Source organism: Streptomyces sp. Isolate_45 (assembly GCF_024721315.2).
GTDB lineage: Bacteria > Actinomycetota > Actinomycetes > Streptomycetales > Streptomycetaceae > Streptomyces.
Window position 1 is genome coordinate 1 of record NZ_JANFAK020000151.1, and the last position, 18,723, is coordinate 18,723.

Below are 18,723 nucleotides of genomic sequence, written 5' to 3' on the forward strand. Positions count from 1 at the left end.
GCGTCGGTGCGGCGGCGCGTCAGTGCGTCGGTGCGTCGGTGCGTCGGTGCGGAATGGAAGCGGCCCCCGGTCGGGGCGGCACGACCCACCGCCCCGCGGCGCCCCGGGGCCTGTCGTCGAACTCCCGTCGTCGCCCGGAGGGCGGCCTCGCGGTGTCCGGGCCGTGCTCCCGGCGTGCCGGGCGGAAGCCCGCGTACCGGCCGTACTCGGACTACCCCCGGGGCAGCGGGAGCGCGCACCGGCCACCGCGAGGCCGACGGGAGTTCGACGGCAGGCCCGACACCCCTCCACCCCCGCCCGCCCCCGCCGGCGGGTGTTCATCCACGGTTCGTGTGGGCGACGCGGCCGGGCCGGTGTGCGGCGGCACACTGGTCCGGCCCGTCCCCGCCGGCCCCTGGAGACGCACCGATGGCACCGATGCCGCACACCCGACGGTCCCTGCTCGGCGGGTCACTAGCCCTGCCCCTGGGCCTCGCCCTGTCCGCCGCCTTCGCCGCGCCCGCCCTGGCCTCCCCCGTGGGCGCCCCGGCCTTCACCCGGTCCGGCCGCCCCGCCGCCCGGTGGGGAACGCAGACCGGCGAGATCACCGCGCACTCGGCCACCGTATGGACGCGCTCCGACCGTCCGGCGCGGATGTACGTGGAAACCTCGCCGAGCGAGTCGTTCCGCTACGGGGTGCGCCGCCACGGCGGCCCCTTCCTCGGTCCGGCCACCGACTTCACCGGCACGACCACCCTGCGCGACCTGCCTCCGGGTCGGCAGATCCACTACCGGATCACCCTCGCCGACCCGGACGACCCCCGCCGCACGAGCGAGCCGGTGCGCGGCTCGTTCCGCACCACGCCCGTCTCCCGTCGCCACGACGTGCGCTTCGTGTGGTCCGGGGACCTGGCCGGGCAGGGCTGGGGCATCAACCCCGACATCGGCGGATACCGGGTCTTCGAGGAGATGCGGCTGCGCGACCCCGACTTCTTCCTCTTCAGCGGCGACGCGATCTACGCGGACGGCCCGATCCAGGCCGCCGTGCCGCTGCCCGACGGCCGCATCTGGCGGAACGTGACGACCGAGGAGAAGGCGAAGGTCGCCGAGACGCTCGCCGAGTTCCGCGGGAACTTCCGCTACAACCTGCTCGATCAGAATCTGCGGGAGTTCTACGGGCAGGTCCCCGTGGTCGCCCAGTGGGACGACCACGAGGTGCGCAACAACTGGTACCCGGGCCAGCTGATCGACGACCCCCGCTACACCGTCCGCGAGGCCGACGTCCTCGCCGCCCGCGCCCGCCGGGCCTTCGGGGAGTACTTCCCCGTCACCGACCTCCGCGGCGGCAGGGACGAGGGCCGGATGTACCGGGTGGTGCGGCACGGCCCGCTGCTCGACGTGTTCGTCCTGGACATGCGGACCCACCGCAACGCCAACTCCCCGAACCGGCAGGCCGAGGACCCGGTCGGCATCCTCGGCACGGAACAACTGGCCTGGCTGAAGCGGGAGCTGTCGCGTTCGCGGGCCACGTGGAAGGTGATCGCCTCCGACATGCCGCTCGGCATCGTCGTCCCCGACGGCGCCACGAACTTCGAGGCAGTCGCGCAGGGCGATCCGGGTGCCCCCCTCGGACGGGAGCTGCAGATCGCCGACCTGCTGCGGTACGTCAAGCACCGGCACATCACGGGTACCGTCTGGCTCACCGCCGACGTCCACTACACGGCCGCGAACCACTACGCGCCCGAGCGCGCCGCCTTCGGAGACTTCGAGCCGTTCTGGGAGTTCGTGTCCGGTCCCGTCGGCGCGGGCGGGTTCCCGGCCGGTCGGCTCGACGCGACCTTCGGGCCGCGGACGGAGTACGTCCGGTCGGCGCCGGTGGCCAACATGTCCCCGGCCGAGAACCCCCCGTACTACGGCGAGGTGGAGATCGACGGGGGCAGCGGGGAACTCACCGTCCGGCTGCGCCGCCAGGGTGGTGGCGTACTGTTCACGAAGGTGCTCCGACCGGGCCTCGTGGGGCAGGCGTGAAGGACGGCGCGACCCGCCCGCCCGAGGGGCGGGCGTAAGGAACGGCGTCGTGGGCCCCGCGCTGGGCGCGATATCGGAAACCGGATGGAAAACCGGGAGAAACCGGCCAGATCGACACTTAACCAGCCGGTCACAGATCGTTCGCGATCACGCAACACCCCTGCGCCACAGTGGTGTGCATGACTGACCGTAACCTCGCCTCCGCCCCGCGTCCGCACCGTCACCACTGGCGCCGTGACCTCGTCGAACTCGCCGCCCTCTTCTGCGCCGTGGCCGTGGCCGACGGCATCGCCAATCTGGTCGTGCACGGCCCCCGGGGCCCGATCCTGCTGGTCGCCTCCGCCGTGGCGCTCCTCGTCACCGCGGCCTTCCACACGTGGTGGGCCCGGCGCCACAGCCATGCTCCGCCGCCGGCCGGCACGCCCTCCGATCCGGTGCCCGTGCCGCCCGCCACGACCGGCGCGGACGGCACGGGCGGTACGGGCGGTACGGGCGGTACGGGTAGGAGCCCCGCGACCGCCGCGCTGTGGCGGATGCGGACGACCGTACGGGACGAACCCGGCAGCCTGGCCTCGCTCTGCACCGCGCTCGCCCGTAACGGCGTGGACATCCTGACCCTGCAGACCCACCCGCTCCCCGAGGGCGGCACGGTCGACGAGTTCCTGCTCCGCGCCCCGCAGCAGTTGCCGTCCGCCGAACTCACCCGGGCCGTCGCCCGGGCCGGCGGCCACAGCACCTGGATCGAGCGCGCCGACGCCCACGACCTGGTCGACACGCCCACCCGCGTCCTCGGCCTTGCCACCCGGACCGCGCTGGACGCCGCCGAACTGCCGCTCGCACTGCGTCAGCTGCTCGGCCGCTGCACCATCCACTCGATCCCGGCGACCACCCTGTCCGGCCGCCCCAACGCGGGCGCCGACGCACCCGTGGAAGGGGTCCTGGAGGCCACCGTGATGCGGCTGCGCGATCCCTCCGGCGGGGCCATCACCGTGGAACGGCCCTACCTGCCGTTCACCCCGACGGAGTTCGCCCGGGCCCGCGCCCTCGTGGAGCTCGACGCCCGCCTCGGCCCGCGCGTCCCGCGCGGCCAGCACGTCCTGACCCTGCCCGAGGGCAACGAGATCACCGTGCGCCGCGCCGACGGCTCCGACCTCCCGGCGGCCCGCGCCATGCACGACCGCTGCTCCGAGCGCACCCTCGGCCTGCGCTACCACGGGCCCGTCGCCGACGCGGACCGCTACCTCGGACACCTGTTGAGCCCCCGCTTCGGCCGGACGGTCGCCGCGACCACCGCCTCGGGCAAGCTCGTGGCCCTCGGCCACCTGCTGTGGGACGGCGACGAGACCGAGGTGGCGCTGCTCATCGAGGACGAGTGGCAGCGCCGCGGCATCGGCTCGGAGTTGCTGAGGCGGCTGCTGGCGATGGCCGTCGAGGCGGGGTGCGACAGCGTGTACGCCGTCACCCAGGCCTCCAACACCGGCATGGTCGCGGCGATGCGCGGCCTCGGCCTGCCCCTCGACTACCAGATCGAGGAGGGCACGTTGGTGATCACCGCCCGGCTGGACGCGACCCCCGTCACGGCGCGCTCCGCTTCCGGCGCCCCGCGCGCCCGGGCACCGTTCGAAAGCGGGCAGCAGCACTAGGTCCCGCCGCGAGACGGACGGGAGTTCGACGACAGGCCCAAGGCCTGTCGGAGGGCCGCCCGGCGGGGTCCGCACCGCCGACGCCTCCGGCGGGGCGCTGTCGCAGCGCGATCTCGGGTGCCGGTGGAGCCCGGATGGGGTGCGGGCGGAGCGCGGCGCGGGCACGTTCCCGCCCACCGGGAAGCCCACGATTCGGCTTCCGGTGGCCGCCGGGGTCCGCCACCTCGCGCGAAGTTCCTTACGGGCGGCGCGCGTCGGCCGTGCGGGCGGCCGGCGCGCCGCCCGCGGGCGGCCCCCGCGTCAGGTCTCCGGGCCGTCACGGTGATGACGCGGGGTGGTTCCGCATACGAAGATGGCCGCATGTCAGAGACCCTCCACAGTGACAGCGCAGCCCGTCTGCCCCGTCAGGTCGCCGACGCGTACGTCGACGACCTCATCGCCATCGACCCGATCACGGGCACCTACCTCGGAGTCGCGGCCAGTTCCGGCAAGCTGCCGGACTTCTCCCCCGCGGGCCGCGCCGCCGCTGCCGAACTGCTGCGCACCACAATGGCCGCGCTCGACGCCGCCGAGCGGCTGCCCGGCGCCGACACCGAGGCCGAGCGGCGCTGCGCCCGTCTGCTGCGCGAGCGGCTCGACGCCGAACTCGCCGTCCACGAGGCCGACGAGGACCTGCGCGCCGTCAGCAACATCCACTCCCCCGCCCACTCGGTCCGCGAGGCCTTCACCCTGACCCCGGCCGACACCGAGGAGGACTGGGCGGCGATCGCCGAGCGGCTGCGCGCCGTACCGGCCGCCCTCGCCGGGTACCGGGAGAGCCTCGCGCTCGGTCTGGAACGCGGGCTGTACGGAAGTCCTCGCCCCACCACCACCTTCGTCGGGCAGCTCACGGTCTGGGCCGGCGAGGGCGAGGACGGCTCCCGGGACTTCTTCGGGGAGTTCGCCTCGGCGGGCCCGCGGGTCCTGCGCGCGGAACTGGACGCGGCGGCCGCCGGCGCCACGGCGGCGGTGGCCGAACTGCGGGACTGGATGCGGGACGTGTACGCCCCGGCCGTCGCCGGCGCGCCGGATCCGGTGGGCCGCGAGCGCTACGCCCGCTGGGCGCGCTACTTCAACGGCTCCGACCTGGACCTGGACGAGGCCTACGCCTACGGCTGGGCCGAGTACCACCGGTTGCTCGCGGAGATGAAGTCCGAGGCGGCCAGGATCCTGCCGGGCGTCGGGCCCTGGGAGGCGCTGCGTCACCTGGACGAGCACGGCACCCACATCGAGGGGGTCGACGAGGTCCGGGCCTGGCTGCAGGGCCTGATGGACGAGGCCATCGAGAACCTGGACGGCACCCACTTCGAACTCGCCGAGCGGGTCAAGCGCGTGGAGTCGATGATCGCCCCGTCGGGCGGGGCGGCGGCGCCGTACTACACCAACCCCTCCGAGGACTTCTCCCGTCCCGGGCGCACCTGGCTGCCGACGATGGGTCAGACCCGCTTCCCGGTGTACGACCTGGTGTCCACCTGGTACCACGAGGGCGTTCCCGGTCATCACCTCCAGCTGGCGCAGTGGCAGCACGTGGCGGACCGGCTCTCCCGCTACCAGGCGACCGTCGGCCTGGTCAGCGCGAACGTCGAGGGTTGGGCGCTGTACGCGGAGCGCCTGATGGACGAGCTGGGCTACCTCAAGGACGCCGAGCAGCGGCTGGGTTACCTGGACTGCCAAATGATGCGGGCCGCCCGGGTGATCGTGGACATCGGCATGCACCTGGGGCTGGAGATCCCGGCGGACTCGCCGTTCCACCCGGGCGAGCGCTGGACGGTCGACCTGGCGCAAGAGTTCTTCGGGCTGCACAGCGGCCGGCCGGCGGACTACATCGAGAGCGAGCTCACCCGCTACCTGTCGATGCCGGGGCAGGCGATCGGATACAAGCTGGGCGAGCGCGCCTGGCTGCTGGGCCGGGACAACGCCCGTGCCGCGCACGGTGAGTCCTTCGACCTGAAGGCCTGGCACATGGCGGCGCTGTCGCAGGGCTCGCTGGGTCTGGACGACCTGGTGGACGAACTCTCCAAGCTCTGACCGCTCCGCCGGCGGTGCGCCGCCCCGGGTGCGCCGACGGGCCGCACCCTCCCTGCCGGGGAGGGTGCGGCCCGTCGGCGGTGGGCGGCGGGTCAGCAGCCGCAGTCGTCCGAGTCGGTGGGCGCGGTCAGCGGGTCGGCCTCGGCGCGCCGCTCGGATCCCTGCCAGGTCTCGACCTCGAAGCCCTCCCGGATCCAGTACTCGATGCCGCCGAGCATCTCCTTGACCTGGAAGCCGAGTTCGGCCAGGGCGAGGGCGGAGCGGGTGCCCCCGTTGCAGCCGGGACCCCAGCAGTAGGTGACGACGGGCACGTTCCGGTCGAGGAGCTTGTCCGCCTGCTCGGGGATGAGGGCCGTGGGGAGGTGGACGGCGCCGGGTACGTGGGCCTGGTCCCAGGACGGGGTGGAGCGGGAGTCGACCAGTTGGAAGCCGAGGTCGGTGCCCTGCTCGCGGTGGGCCTCGAAGGCGGCGGCGACGTCCGACACGTCCGCGTGGAAGGCCAGGCTCGCGGCGAAGTACGCGGCGGCCGCGGCCGGGGTGGCCGGGGGGACCCGGAGCACGGGGTTCACGTCGGTGACGGTCGGGGCCGCGGTGTTCGTTGTCGTCGTCATGGACACGAATCTACGAAGCGTCGATCACCCGGGGAACCGAGATTCCCCGGCCTTCGGGTTGTTCTCCCGGGGATTCCCCTGCTAGACCTGCGGGATGACCGACCATTCCCCCGACGCCACCGACTGGCGCATCCTGAGCGTCCTCCAGGAGGACGGCCGCGCCAGTTTCACCGAGCTCGCCCGCGCCGTGTCCATGTCCGCGAGCGCCGTCACGGAACGGGTCCGCCGGCTGGAGGAGACGGGGATCATCACCGGCTACACGGCCGTCGTCGACCACGAGAAGCTGGGCAAGGCCATCATGGCGCTGGTGCGGCTGCGCTACCCGCACGGCAACTACAAGCCCTTCCACGACTTCCTCGAAGCCACCCCGGAGATCCTGGAGGCCCACCACGTCACCGGCGACGACTGCTTCGTCCTGAAGGTCGCCGCCCGCTCGATGGGTCACCTGGAGGAGGTCACGGGCCGGATCTCGGGCCTCGGCCCGGTCACCACCAGCGTCGTGTACTCGTCCCCGCTGGCCCGGCGCCCGCTCAGTCCGTGACGGCCACCGTGCGGTGGCCGCTCGGACCGGGACGTCCGCTCGATCCGGGACGTCCGCTCGATCCGGGACGTCCGCTCGATCCGGGACGACCGCTCAGTCCGTGACCGCCGCCGTGCGGTGGCGGACCACCGAACCGCCGCGCTGCTTGACGATCTCCAGCTGGGCCTGGACCCGGGTGCGCAGGTCGCCGACGTGGCTCACGATGCCGACGCTGCGGTCCCGCTCGCGCAGGGAGTCCAGGACGTCGAGGACCTCGTCCAGGGCCTGGTCGTCGAGGCTGCCGAAGCCCTCGTCGATGAACAGGGTGTCCAGGCGCATGCCGCCGGCCTCGTCGGTGACCACGTCCGCCAGTCCCAGGGCCAGCGCGAGGGAGGCGAAGAAGGTCTCGCCTCCCGACAGGGTGGCCGTGTCCCGCTCGCTGCCCGTCCAGGCGTCCACGACGTGCAGGCCGAGCCCGGAGCGGCCGCGGCCGCCCGCCCTGGCGTCGGAATGGACCAGGGTGTAGCGGCCACCGGACATCCGCAGCAGTCGTACGGTCGCCGCGGCGGCGACCTGCTCCAGCCGCGCGGCCAGGACGTACGCCTCCAGCCGCATCTTGCGCTCGTTGTCGGCGGAGGTGCCCGCGGTGAGCCCGGCCAGCCCGGCCACCCGCTCGTACGCCGTGCGCAGCGGGCCCAGCGCGCGCAGCTCGTGCTCCGCCTGCCGGGAGAGCCGGTCCAGCTCGGTACAGCGCACCCGGGCCGCGTCGGCGGCCGAGCCGGCGGTGCGCAGCCGGGCGGCGGCGCGTTCCGAGCGGGCCTCGGCGGCGTACGGATCGGCCGCGGGCAGGGCCGCCGCGCGGGCGGTGTCCTGCTCGGCGTGCCGCTCGGCCAGCATGGCCTCCTCCGCCTGCCAGGCGTCGACGCGGTGCTGGAGGGCGGTGCGCTCGTACTCGGGGAGCACGGCGTCGGCGGCCGCGTCGGTGGTGTCGAAGCCGGCCTTGAAGGCGGCGTCGGCGAGTTGGCCGTCGGCCTCCTTCAGCCGGGCGGTGGTGACTTCGGCCCGGCGCAGCGCGCCGGCGGCCGTGGTGACCATCCGGATCCGGTCTTCCAGGACGCGGGCGCGGGCGGCGACGCTGGGGGCGTCGCCCCGTACGAGGACCAGCTCCGCCTCCAGGGAGGCCTGCTCCCGGTCGAGGGCCTCACGGCGCTCGGAGCGGGCGGCGGCCCGGCGTTCGGAGTCGAGCCGGTCGGCGCTGCGCGCGGCGTGCTCGCGCTCGGCGCGGGCCAGCCGTTCGCGGGCGGTGTGCAGGGCGGCGGCGTCCGCGTGGGCGGCGGCATGCCGGGAGCTCAGGTCCGCGGTGAGGGCGCGCAGTTCGGCGGTGGTCGACTCCCCGGCGGCGGACGCGGCCTCGGACTCGGCCTCCCGGACGGCCGCGAGCCGCCGCTCGACGGCGGCCCTGCGCTCCTCGGCCTGCTCGAAGCGGGCGTGGGCGGCGTCCTCGGCGGCCCGGTCCACGTGTCCGGGGGCGGGGCGGGCCGGGTCCGGGTGCTGCTCGGACCCGCACACCGTGCAGGGTTCCCCGGCGGTGAGGGCTTCGGCCAGTTCGGCGGCGATGCCGCGCAGCCGGGCCTCCTTCAGTTCCAGCCAGCGCTCGCGGGCGGCGGCGGACCCCTCGCGGGCCAGGAGCAGTTCGGCCGCGGCGGCCTCGGCTTCGGTGGCCAGGGCGTCCCGGCGGCCGGCGGCGGTGAGCTGCATGCGGACGGGCTCCAGCCGCCCGGCGAGTTGCTCGGCCAGGGTCGCCGCCTGCTGGGCGGCGTCCACCCGGTCCTGGAGGGCGGCGCGGGTGTCGTCCCAGCGGGCGAGCCAGTCGAGGGACTCCTGGTGCTGTTCGTCGGCGTCCCGGGTCTCCCGCTCCAGGGTGGCGCGCTCGCGGCCGATCTCGGCGCTGCGCTGCTCCGCGCGGCGGGCGGCGCCGACCGCGCCGAGTTCCTCGCGCAGCCCCTGCTCGACGGAGGCTAGTTGCTCGGTGCCCGCTTCGGCGAGGGCCGGCGGGAGCACGGAGCGGGCCACGGTCTCGGCGTGCGCGGCGGTGAGGTGGGCGGCGGCCGCGGCTCCGCGCAGTTCCAGTGCGGGGGCCACGAGGGCGCCGCGGCGGGCCCGGTCCAGGAGGTTGCGTACGCGTTCGCGTTCCGGTGCGTCCTGCGCCAGCCGCTCCGCCCGCCGGATGGTCTCGGCGTGCCGGTGCTGGAGCCGGTCGAGTTCGCGGGCGTCCTCGGCGTCCCGTCGGGCGGCGGCGTGCCGTCCCTCGACGGCGGCCAACGCGTACTCGGCGACGGTGAGCCGTTCCCGTGCCGAGCAGCGGGCGACGGCCGCCCACGCCCGGACGGCCTCGGCGAGGCCGGGATCGCCGGGCTGGTGCCGGGGCAGCGGCCAGGCGCGCAGGTCGGCGCTGTCCCCGGCGGCCTGGGCGAGTCGCTGGGCGGCGGCGAGGACCTTCTCGTCCCCGGCCCGCACCTTGGCCTCTGCGGCCCGGCGGCGTTCGGCGAGCAGGGTCTCGACGGCGGCGAAGCGGCGGGTGTCGAAGAGCCGGCCGAGGAGCCGGCCGCGGGCCTCGGCCCCCGCGCGCAGGAACTGGGCGAACTCTCCCTGCGGGAGGAGGACGACCTGGCAGAACTGCTCGCGGCTCATGCCGAGGAGCTGTTCGATCTCCTCGCCGATCTCCTGGTGGGAGCGGCTGAGCGCCGTCCAGCGGCCCGCGGCGTGCTCGCGCAGCCAGCTCTGCGGTTTGTCCTTGGTGGTGCCGGTGCCGCGCTTCTTGGGGCGGTCCTGTTCGGGGCGGCGGGTGATCTCCAGACGGCGGTCGCCCGCGGTGAGTTCGAGGGTGATCTCGGTCGGGACGTCGGGGCCGGCGTGGTCGCTGCGCAGGCTGGTGCCGGGTGCCTGCCGGGAGCCGGGCACGGATCCGTAGAGGGCGTAGCAGACGGCGTCGAGGACGGAGGTCTTGCCGGCGCCGGTGGGTCCGTGGAGCAGGAAGATCCCGGCGCCGGACAGGGCGTCGAAGTCGATCTCCTGGGGTTCGGCGAAGGGTCCGAAGGCGGTGATCCGGAGCCGGTGCAGCCTCATCGGGCGGTCTCCTGACGGCTGTCCTGGGCGCGTACGTCGTCGAAGGCGCCCCGCAGCACGTCCCGTTCGGCGTCGTCGGGGGTGCCGCCGCCCCGCACGTGCGCGACGAAGTCCTCGGCGATCTCCTGGTCGCTGCGCCCCTTCAGCCGCTGGGCGTAGGAGGCCGTTCCGTGTTCCTCGCGGCCCTCGGGCTCGAAGGCGAGGCTGAGGGTGTGCGGGAAGCGGGCGGCGAGGCGGGCCATGGGGTCGGCGGGGCGGACCGGGTCGGTGAGGGTGGCCTCGATCCAGTGGTCCTCGCGGGGGGTGAGGGTCGGGTCGTCGAGGATGTCCTCCAGGCGCCCGCGCAGCCGGGAGAGGTCCTTGGGTACGGGGGTGTCGATCCGTTCGGCGGTGGTGATCGTGCCGTCGCCGTCGAGGTCGATCAGCCACATCGTCTTGCGGTGGTCCGCTTCGGAGAAGGAGTAGGCGAGCGGGGAACCGGAGTAGCGGACCCGTTCGTTGATCGTCTGGCAGCCGTGGAGGTGGCCCAGGGCGGCGTAGTCGACCCCGTCGAAGACGGAGGCGGGCACGGCCTCGACCCCGCCGACGGTGATGTCGCGTTCGCTGTCGCTGGCCTGCCCGCCGGTGACGAACGCGTGGGCGAGGACGATGGAGCGGGTTCCGGGCGCCCGGCCGGCCAGGTCGGTCCGGATCCGGTCCATGGCGGCGCCCAGCACCGCCTCGTGGCTGACCTTCTCGGCGCCGAACTCCTCCTTGACGAGGGCCGGTTCCAGGTACGGCAGCCCGTAGAGGGCCACCTCGCCGTGTACGTCGGCCAGCACCACGGGGTCGGCGCAGCCGGCCGGGTCGGTCCTGAGGTGGATCCCGGCCCGGCCGATGAGCCCGGCCCCGACGCCGAGTCGGCGGGCGGAGTCGTGGTTCCCGGAGATCATCACGGTGGGCACGCCGAGGTCGGCGAGCCGGTGCAGGGCCCGGTCGAACAACTCGACGGCGGGCAGCGGGGGCACGGCCCGGTCGTAGACGTCACCGGCGACGAGGACGGCGTCGACCTCGTGTTCCCGGACGGCCGCGACGAGGTGGTCGACGAAGTCGGCCTGGGCTCCGAGCATGTTCACCCGGTGGAAGGATCTCCCGAGGTGCCAGTCCGAGGTGTGCAGGAACTTCACTCGCTCGCTCCGACCCGCACGCTTGATCTCCTTCGTGGCCCTGCTCCGACCCTCCAGGCTAACCCGTTCCCCTCTCGCGCCACCGCGCCCTTCCGATCCTCGGACCTCAGGAGTGACGGGGGGCCGCGGGCGGCCGGGCACCCGGATGTAGGCGGCGGGCTCAGCCGTCGCCGTAGGCCTCGCCGCCGAGCTCGAAGCCGGCGGTCCCGGCGGTCACGTCGGCGAGCCAGGCGCGGAAGGCCTCGATGTCGGCCTCGGGGAGCCCGATGTCGATCGCGACCGCCTCGCCGTAGCGCACGTCCAGCACGGCCCGCCCGCTGGAGCGCAGGTCGTTCTGGGTCCTGCCGGCCCGCTGGTGGTCGACGGTGACGGTGGCGAGTCGGTAGCGGTGGCGGGTGACGGTGCCGAGCGCGTCGAGGGCCTCGCCGACGACTCCGCCGTAGGCCCGGATGAGACCGCCCGCGCCGAGCTTCACTCCGCCGTAGTAGCGGGTGACGACGGCGACGGCGTAGCGGATGTCGCGCCGGGTCAGCATCTGGAGCATGGGCACGCCGGCGGTGCCGCCGGGCTCCCCGTCGTCGCTCGCCTTCTGGACCGAGGCGTCCGCGCCGATGACATAGGCGAAGCAGTTGTGCGAGGCGGTGGGGTGCTCCTTGCGGATCCGCGCGACGAACTCCTGCGCCTCCCGCTCCGTCGCGGCGGGCGCGAGCGAGCACAGGAACCGCGAGCGGTTGATCTCCGACTCGTGCACGCCCTCGCGGGCCACCGTCACGTATTGGTCTGCCTTCACCGCTCCACCCTACGGGGAATCGGACAGGTGTCCTTTTCGTTGATCGGGCAGAGTCTTTCGACCCGGCGACGGACCAGGACAGCAGGAGGCGGCGCGCGTGTACGGCGACCAGGAAACCATCCGCAGGATCCTCACCGAACTCGGCGACACCTGGGCGGTGGTGGGCCTTTCCAACAACGAGGACCGGGCCGCCTACGGCGTGGCCCGCGTGCTCCAGCGGTACGGCAAGCGCGTGGTCCCGGTGCACCCGAAGGCGGAGACGGTGCACGGCGAGCCGGGGTACCCCTCCCTGGAGGCGATCCCGTTCAAGGTGGACGTGGTGGACGTCTTCGTGAACAGCGCCCTGGCCGGCGCGGTGGCCGACGAGGCGGTCGCGGTCGGCGCCGAGGCGGTCTGGTTCCAGCTGAACGTGGTCGACGAGGCGGCCTTCACCCGGACCCGGGGGGCGGGCCTGGAGATGGTCATGGACCGCTGCCCCGCGATCGAGATCCCGGCCCTCTAGGGCCTCCCCGCGCGGCCCCGGGCGCCTCAGTGGTGTCCGTTGACGCCGTGCACCGGAGGGATCGACACTGCCATGGTCATCTCCATGGGCACGGCGCCCTCGTTGCGGTAGGCGTGCGGGACGTTCGCCTCGAAGGAGACGGCCCCGCCCGCGGGCACCGTGTGGCGCTCCTCCGAGATGACCAGGGTCAGCTCGCCCGCCGTGACGTGCAGCATCTCGAAGGTTCCGGCGGGGTGCGGGTCCGAGGCGGTCCCGTCCCCCGCCTCCAGCCGGTAGGTCCACATCTCGACCGGTCCGCGCCGGTCGTCGCCGAGCAGCATGTGCGCCTCGCTGCCGGCGCCTCCGGTCCACATGCGCACCCCCTGCCCCGGCGGCACCACGCGCACCTGGGGGCCGCGCTCGTGGTCGAGGAGCGTGGTGATGCTGACACCGAGGGCGTCCGCCAATTTGACCGTCGTGCCGACGCTGGGGTTGGTCCGCGCCTGCTCGATCTGGATGATCATTCCGCGACTCACCCCCGCGCGGGCCGCCAGCGCGTCCAGGGTGAATCCGCGCTCGCCGCGCCACCGCTTGAGATTCCGGGCGAGCGCCTGGGTGAGCTGTTCGAGGTCCGACACCATTCCGTCCAATATTTTGGATGACGCAGTACAACAAAGTGAACTAACCTACGGCGTATTCGATCCTGCACCACACCGTTCACCGCACTGTACTGCGAGGCCCCTGCCATGACCGCCCTCTTCGCCCTTGCCACAGCCGTCCTGTGGGGACTCGCCGACTTCGGCGGAGGGCTGCTGACCCGCCGGATACCGGCCCTCACGGTGGTGGTGGTCTCCCAGGTCGTCGCGGTCGTCGTGCTCGGCGCCGTGGTGATCGGCACGGGCGCCTGGCGGGAGGCCGGCCCGCAACTGTGGTTCGCGGTCGGCGCCGGCCTCGTCGGCCCCGTGGCGATGCTCAGCTTCTACAAGGCGCTGGCCCTCGGTCCGATGGGCGTGGTCTCACCGCTCGGCTCCGTCGGGGTGGTCGTGCCGGTCGGCGCCGGGCTGTTGCTGGGCGAGCGGCCCGGCCCCGGCCAGTTCGCGGGCATCGCGGTGGCCGTGGTCGGCATCGTCCTCGCGGGCGGCCCCGAACTGCGCGGAGCGCCCGTGCAGCGCAGGGCCGTGGTGCTCACCCTCGTCGCCGCCTTCGGATTCGGCGCGGTGATGGCACTCATCGCGGAGGCCTCCACGACCGTGACCGGGCTGTTCCTCGCCCTCTTCGTCCAGCGGGTCACGAACGTCACCGTGGGCGGCGCCGCCCTGTGGGCGCAGACCCGGCGGGGCGTGCCCGCGCTGCCGGAGGGCACCGGGCCGCGCGTCCTGTGGGGCATGCTGCCCGCCCTGGCCTTCGTCGGCCTCGCGGACGTCGCGGCGAACGGCACGTATTCCGTCGCCGCGCAGAACGGCCCCGTCACCGTGGCGGCCGTGCTCTCCTCGCTGTACCCCGTGATCACCGCGCTGGCCGCCTTCGCGGTGCTCAAGGAGCGGCTGCGCGGCATCCAGGCGGCGGGCGCCGGCCTGGCCCTGGCCGGGACGGTCCTGCTCGCCGCGGGCTGAGACCCTCAGGCCCCGCCCGCCTCGGCCTCCGCCAACCGCGCCAGCCCGCGCAACTGCTCCGGTGTCATCCCGTCGGGGATCGGCACGGGGGCCGGGGTCCGCAGCGGCGGCTGCCAGCCCGTCGCGGGTTCCCAGCGGCGCACGATCCGGGCCGGCGCCCCCGCCACGACCGCGTGGTCGGGCACCTCGCCCCGGACGACGGATCCGGCGGCCACCACCACGTTGCGGCCCAGCCGGGCCCCGGGGAGGATCACCGCTCCCGTACCGAGCCAGCAGCCGGGGCCGATCTCCACCGGCGCGTTGCGGGGCCACTGCCGGCCCACGGGCTCGTTCGGATCGTCGTAGCTGTGGTTGGTGGAGGTGATGTAGACGCCGGGGCCGCAGAAGGTGTCGTCGCCGATGGTGATGCGGGTGTCGGCGATGACGTGACTGCCCCGGCCCAGGACCACGCCGTTGCCCAGGACGAGGACCGGCTCCCGGCCGAGGTCGAGGTCGGGCATCATCCCGGCGGTCAGGGTCACCTGCTCGGCGATGATGCAGTGCGCGCCGAGCCGGATCCAGCGTTCGCCGAAGACGGTGCCCTGCGGGAAGGCGAGCCGGGTGCCGTCGCCGATGGCGTCGAAGCGCAGTCGTCCCGGGGTCTGCGCGGTGATCGCGCCCGCCTGCTGCATCCAGCGCCATCCCGCGTGCGCGACCCGGCCCGCGAGGCGGCGGCGCAGGGCGGTCAGGGATGAGAACGTGTTCTGGTTCTTCGGCACCCGGCCACGGTAGTGGTCCGCGCGCCGGGCGTCGGGAACCCCGACCTGTGATCTTCACCCCATCGCCGGACCGGCGGGGTGCGTGCCCTACGGTGCCGGTAGCGCGGCATCCGGAAGCAGAGGAAGAGACCATGACGTATCAGGCGGGCCAGGCACTCATCGCGGGCGTCGGCGGGAAGCTGCCGACCGTCGACCCGACGGCCTTCACCGCGCCCACCTCGGTGGTCGTCGGCGACGTCACCCTCGGCGCCGGCGCGAGCATCTGGTACTCGGCCGTGCTGCGCGCCGACTGCGGCCCGATCACGCTCGGCGCGGACAGCAACGTGCAGGACAACTGCACCGTCCACGTCGACCCCGGATTCCCGGTGTCCATCGGCGAGCGCGTCTCCATCGGCCACAACGCCGTCGTCCACGGCTGCACCGTGGAGGACGACTGCCTCATCGGCATGGGCGCGACCGTGCTGAACGGCGCCGTGATCGGCGCCGGTTCGCTGGTGGCCGCGCAGGCCCTCGTCCCGCAGGGCATGGTGGTCCCGCCCGGCTCCCTGGTCGCGGGCGTGCCCGCGAAGGTCCGGCGGGAACTCACCGAGGAGGAGCGCGAGGGCATCAAGGTCAACGCCGCGATGTACACGGCGCTCGCCGAGCAGCACCGCGCGTCGGTGACGACGGCCTGACGCACGCGACGGCCCGGGGCCCGGTCCACGAGGGCCCCGGGAGCCGCTCCGGCGGGCCCCTCCGCGGACCCGCGGAGGCGGCCCGCGACGTCAGTCCGCCACGCCCGCCGTCACGGGCGCCGGGGCCGGGTCCGTGTCCGTGTCCGGGAGCGAGCCCTCGCGGATCTGGGCCGCGGCCTTCTTCATGCGGCTGCGGATCACGAGCGTCACGATGAGCCCGCCCGCCACGGCCAGGGCGAGCGCCAGCCAGGAGAACCGCTTCAGCCACGGCTCGGCGACGATGCCGACCGAGTAGATGACGGCGGTGGTGCCGCCGGCCCAGAGGATCCCGCCGAGGATGTTCGCGACGAGGAACCGCCAGTACGGCATGCGCAGGACGCCGGCCAGCGGCCCGGCGAAGATCCTCAGGAGGGCCACGAACCGCCCGAAGAAGACCGCCCACATGCCCCACTTGTCGAAGGAGCGCTCCGCGAGGGCCACGTGCTCGGGCCCGAAGTGCTTGGGGAAGCGCCGCCCCAGTTTCTCCAACAGCGGCTTGCCCCCGCGCCGACCGATCGCGTAGCCGATCGAGTCGCCGATGATCGCGCCCGCGATCGCGCACAGACCCAGGACCACCGGGTCGATCTCCCCGTGCTGGGAGGCCAGCAGGGCCGAGCTGACCAGGATGATCTCTCCGGGCAGGGGGATGCCCAGGCTCTCCAGCCCGATGACCAGACCCACCAGGAGATAGACGCTGATCGGCGGAATCGTCTCCAGCCATTCCTGGATGTGCACCGGTGGGTCCTCCCGAGTTCTCGCCGGCGGGCTCCCGTGACGCGCCGGACGGGGCAGCCTATCGGCTCCCCACGACCGCCTTCGCCCGCAAGGTCAACTCGCGGGACGACCGGCCGACGAAGACCTCCCGGCGACCGGTACCGGGCACCCAGGCCCGCCGCTCCGCGTCCCAGGACGACAGCGTCCTCGCGTCGATGTCCACGGTGACCAGCCGGGACTCCCCCGGCGCCAGGGTGAGCCGCCGGTAGCCGGCGAGCACCCGCACCGGCTGGTCGAGCGCGAGTCGCTCCGAGGGCCCGACGTAGACCTGCGCGACCTCGGTGCCCTTGCGGCGGCCGGTGTTGCGTACGGTGAACTCGGCGCGCAGGCCGCCGCGTTCGGGCCGTACGGTCAGCTTCTCGTAGGCCCAGGTCGTGTACGAGAGCCCGTGCCCGAAGGGGAACAGCGGGGTCGCCCCGCGCTCGTCGTACCAGCGGTGGCCGACGTGCACGCCCTCGCTGTACTCCTGTCGGCCGCCCACCCCGGGGTAGCGCAGGAGGTCCCCGGCGACCGGGGTCGTCCGCTCGTCCGCGGGAAAGGTCTGGGTCAGTCGGCCTCCCGGGTCCACGTCCCCGAAGAGGAGGTCGGCCGTCGCGCCCGCGCCCTCCTGGCCCGGGTAGTACATCTGGAGGACCGCACCCGTACGGGCGATCCAGGGCATGGTCGTGCACGAGGACGTGTTGAGCACGACCGTCGTGCGCGGGTTGGCCGCGGTCACCGCCCCGATCAGCGCCTCCTGCCCGCCGGGCAGCCCCAGCGAGGTCCGGTCGTGCCCCTCGGCGGCGTCCTCGTACGCGAACAGCACCACGCTGTGCGCCGCCCGGGCGACCTTCACGGCCTCGGCGACGTCGGCGGCCCGCGTCGCCCGGGTCGTGTGCCGCAGGCGGAACCGCTGCCCGCCGGCGCCGCCCTCGGCGGTGACGGCGAGCCGGTGGACGCCCGCCTTCAGGGCGAGCGTGCGCCGCCCCACGTACAGCCCGTCGGGCGCGCGACCCAGCAGGGCCCCCGATTCCCGCTCGGTCGCCCCCGGCCCGGTGGGGAACATCTCCTCCCCGTCGAGCCGGACGGACGGCCGTTTCCCGGTGTGGTGGACGAGCAGGGTCCACTCGTCGTCGGCGGCCAACGTGAACCTCCCCTCGTGGCTCCAGGACCGACCGGCCTCCACCCGCCGGTCGTCGAGCGCGGCGGGCGGGGCCAGCAGACCGGGCGGCAGCGCCCTGCCGTACGGGTCCTCACCGAGGGCGTGACGAACGGTGGCCCCCTTGCCCGCGCGCCGTGTGAGGGCGGTGAGCGGGGAGAGGAGCCCGTCCGTGACCACGCGCGCGCTGCCGCCGGCGACGAGGGGGACCCGACCGGTGGGGCCGATGACCGCGATGGAGCGGGCCGCGGCGCCGGCCAGGGGCAGGGTGCCGCGCTCGTTGCGCAGCAGCACCGCCCCGGCGGTGGCCACCTTGCGGGCCGTCCGGGCCCCGGCGGCCGCGTTGCGGGCGGGCCGGGCCGGGGGACGGTCCGTGAGCAGGCCGAACCGGTCGAGGGTGGTCAGGACGCGGCGTACGGCCAGATCCACGGCCTCCTGCGGAACGGAGCCGCCGTGCACGGCCTCGCGCAGCGGGCCGCCGAAGTGGGTGCCGCCGGGCATCTCCATGTCGAGGCCGGCGGTGATCGAGGCGACGGTGCTGTGGAGGGCGTCCGGGTCGGACAGCACCCATCCGTCGAACCCCCAGCGGCCGCGCAGCACTTCGTCGAGCAGGGGGCCGCTCTCGCAGGCGTGGACACCGTTGATCTTGTACCGGGCGCCCGTCACGGCGCCCGCCCCGGCGGCCACGGCCGCTTCGAAGCCCCGTAGAGCCGTCTCGTGGAGGGTCTGCTCGCCGACGCTGACGTCGACGGTGTCGCGGCCGTCCTCCTGGTCGTCGAGGGCGAAGTGCCTGACGGCGGCGATCAGCCCCTCGTCCTGGATACCCCGCACGACCTGGCCCACGATGTCGGCGGTCAGCCGCGGGTCCTCGGCGAAGGCCTCGAAGTTGCGGCCCGCGTAGGGGGTGCGGATCAGGTTGGCCCTCGGCCCGAGCAGGACGTCCCGGCCGAGCGCGCGACCCTCGCGGCCGAGGACCTGCCCGTACTCGCGGGCCAGCGCGGGGTCGAAGGCCGAAGCGAGCATGACGGGGGCGGGCAGCGCGGTGGCGGGCTTCCCGACGCCGATCCCGGCGGGCCCGTCGGCGAGCCGCAGCGCGGGAATGCCCAGGCGCGGTACGCCCGCCACGTAACCGGCGCGGCCCCGAGGGTCCGGGTCCGCCTCCGGGTCCGGGTCCTCGCCGCCGTGCAGCAGGGCCGTCTTCTCGTCGAGGGTGAGCTGGTCCAGCAGGGCGTCGACGCGGGCCCCGACGGCCGGCTTCCCGGCGGCGGCAGCGGCCGGTGAGGCCTTGCGGGGCAGGGCGCCGGGCGGCACGCCGG

General features: G+C 74.3%; 15 protein-coding genes. 7 read left to right on the plus strand and 8 right to left on the minus strand.

Going from position 1 to position 18,723, the window contains the following annotated elements; translation table 11 throughout:
- Nucleotides 1-417: 417 nt before the first annotated feature.
- The 3 genes from NOD94_RS32860 to NOD94_RS32870 all read left to right on the plus strand — a co-directional run bounded on the left by NOD94_RS32860 (nucleotide 418) and on the right by NOD94_RS32870 (nucleotide 5,717).
- Nucleotides 418-2,007, plus strand: coding sequence for an alkaline phosphatase D family protein (locus tag NOD94_RS32860; RefSeq protein WP_281209849.1), 1,590 nt, complete (start codon nucleotides 418-420; stop codon nucleotides 2,005-2,007).
- Between the two features lie 179 nt (nucleotides 2,008-2,186).
- Nucleotides 2,187-3,650, plus strand: a complete 1,464-nt coding sequence (locus NOD94_RS32865) for a GNAT family N-acetyltransferase (protein ID WP_281209837.1) — start codon at nucleotides 2,187-2,189, stop codon at nucleotides 3,648-3,650.
- A 360-nt stretch (nucleotides 3,651-4,010) separates the two neighbouring features.
- Nucleotides 4,011-5,717 (plus strand): DUF885 domain-containing protein, encoded by a 1,707-nt coding sequence (locus NOD94_RS32870; protein WP_281209838.1) that lies wholly within the window; start codon nucleotides 4,011-4,013, stop codon nucleotides 5,715-5,717.
- Nucleotides 5,718-5,809: 92 nt separating this feature from the next.
- Here the strand turns inward: NOD94_RS32870 and NOD94_RS32875 are convergent, their stop codons facing one another.
- The gene (locus NOD94_RS32875; RefSeq protein ID WP_281209839.1) at nucleotides 5,810-6,328 is read right to left on the minus strand and encodes a rhodanese-like domain-containing protein; all 519 of its coding nucleotides are present in this window, start codon (nucleotides 6,326-6,328) and stop codon (nucleotides 5,810-5,812) included.
- A gap of 94 nt (nucleotides 6,329-6,422) precedes the next feature.
- Between NOD94_RS32875 and NOD94_RS32880 the strand changes: the two genes are divergently transcribed.
- Nucleotides 6,423-6,869: an Lrp/AsnC family transcriptional regulator gene (locus NOD94_RS32880; RefSeq protein ID WP_281209840.1), complete on the plus strand. Its 447-nt coding sequence runs from the start codon at nucleotides 6,423-6,425 to the stop codon at nucleotides 6,867-6,869.
- Between the two features lie 93 nt (nucleotides 6,870-6,962).
- On the opposite strand, the gene NOD94_RS32885 is transcribed toward NOD94_RS32880, so the two are convergent.
- From NOD94_RS32885 to NOD94_RS32895, 3 genes are all read right to left on the minus strand, one after another.
- Nucleotides 6,963-9,974, minus strand: a complete 3,012-nt coding sequence (locus NOD94_RS32885) for an SMC family ATPase (RefSeq protein ID WP_281209841.1) — start codon at nucleotides 9,972-9,974, stop codon at nucleotides 6,963-6,965.
- Nucleotides 9,971-11,140: an exonuclease SbcCD subunit D gene (locus tag NOD94_RS32890; RefSeq protein ID WP_281209842.1), complete on the minus strand. Its 1,170-nt coding sequence runs from the start codon at nucleotides 11,138-11,140 to the stop codon at nucleotides 9,971-9,973. The genes NOD94_RS32885 and NOD94_RS32890 overlap by 4 nt, the downstream gene beginning before the upstream one ends.
- Before the next feature lie 160 nt (nucleotides 11,141-11,300).
- Nucleotides 11,301-11,930, minus strand: a complete 630-nt coding sequence (locus tag NOD94_RS32895) for a YigZ family protein (RefSeq protein ID WP_281209843.1) — start codon at nucleotides 11,928-11,930, stop codon at nucleotides 11,301-11,303.
- Between the two features lie 97 nt (nucleotides 11,931-12,027).
- On the opposite strand from NOD94_RS32895, the gene NOD94_RS32900 reads away from it, so the two are divergent.
- Nucleotides 12,028-12,432, plus strand: a complete 405-nt coding sequence (locus NOD94_RS32900; protein ID WP_281209844.1) for a CoA-binding protein — start codon at nucleotides 12,028-12,030, stop codon at nucleotides 12,430-12,432.
- Nucleotides 12,433-12,458: 26 nt separating this feature from the next.
- On the opposite strand, the gene NOD94_RS32905 is transcribed toward NOD94_RS32900, so the two are convergent.
- Nucleotides 12,459-13,049 carry an XRE family transcriptional regulator gene (locus tag NOD94_RS32905; RefSeq protein ID WP_281209850.1) on the minus strand — a complete coding sequence of 197 codons (591 nt, stop codon included), beginning with the start codon at nucleotides 13,047-13,049 and terminating at the stop codon, nucleotides 12,459-12,461.
- Nucleotides 13,050-13,157: 108 nt separating this feature from the next.
- On the opposite strand from NOD94_RS32905, the gene NOD94_RS32910 reads away from it, so the two are divergent.
- A complete protein-coding gene (locus tag NOD94_RS32910) occupies nucleotides 13,158-14,024 on the plus strand; it encodes a DMT family transporter (protein WP_281209845.1) in 867 nt (288 codons plus the stop codon).
- A 5-nt stretch (nucleotides 14,025-14,029) separates the two neighbouring features.
- Here the strand turns inward: NOD94_RS32910 and NOD94_RS32915 are convergent, their stop codons facing one another.
- The gene (locus NOD94_RS32915; RefSeq protein WP_281209846.1) at nucleotides 14,030-14,782 is read right to left on the minus strand and encodes an acyltransferase; all 753 of its coding nucleotides are present in this window, start codon (nucleotides 14,780-14,782) and stop codon (nucleotides 14,030-14,032) included.
- A 131-nt stretch (nucleotides 14,783-14,913) separates the two neighbouring features.
- Between NOD94_RS32915 and NOD94_RS32920 the strand changes: the two genes are divergently transcribed.
- Nucleotides 14,914-15,456, plus strand: a complete 543-nt coding sequence (locus tag NOD94_RS32920) for a gamma carbonic anhydrase family protein (protein ID WP_281209847.1) — start codon at nucleotides 14,914-14,916, stop codon at nucleotides 15,454-15,456.
- A gap of 90 nt (nucleotides 15,457-15,546) precedes the next feature.
- On the opposite strand, the gene NOD94_RS32925 is transcribed toward NOD94_RS32920, so the two are convergent.
- On the minus strand, nucleotides 15,547-16,230 hold the full coding sequence (locus tag NOD94_RS32925; RefSeq protein WP_281209848.1) for a DedA family protein: 684 nt from the start codon (nucleotides 16,228-16,230) through the stop codon (nucleotides 15,547-15,549).
- A 58-nt stretch (nucleotides 16,231-16,288) separates the two neighbouring features.
- A complete protein-coding gene (locus tag NOD94_RS32930) occupies nucleotides 16,289-18,718 on the minus strand; it encodes a glycoside hydrolase family 3 C-terminal domain-containing protein (protein ID WP_281209851.1) in 2,430 nt (809 codons plus the stop codon).
- Between the last annotated feature and the right edge of the window lie 5 nt (nucleotides 18,719-18,723).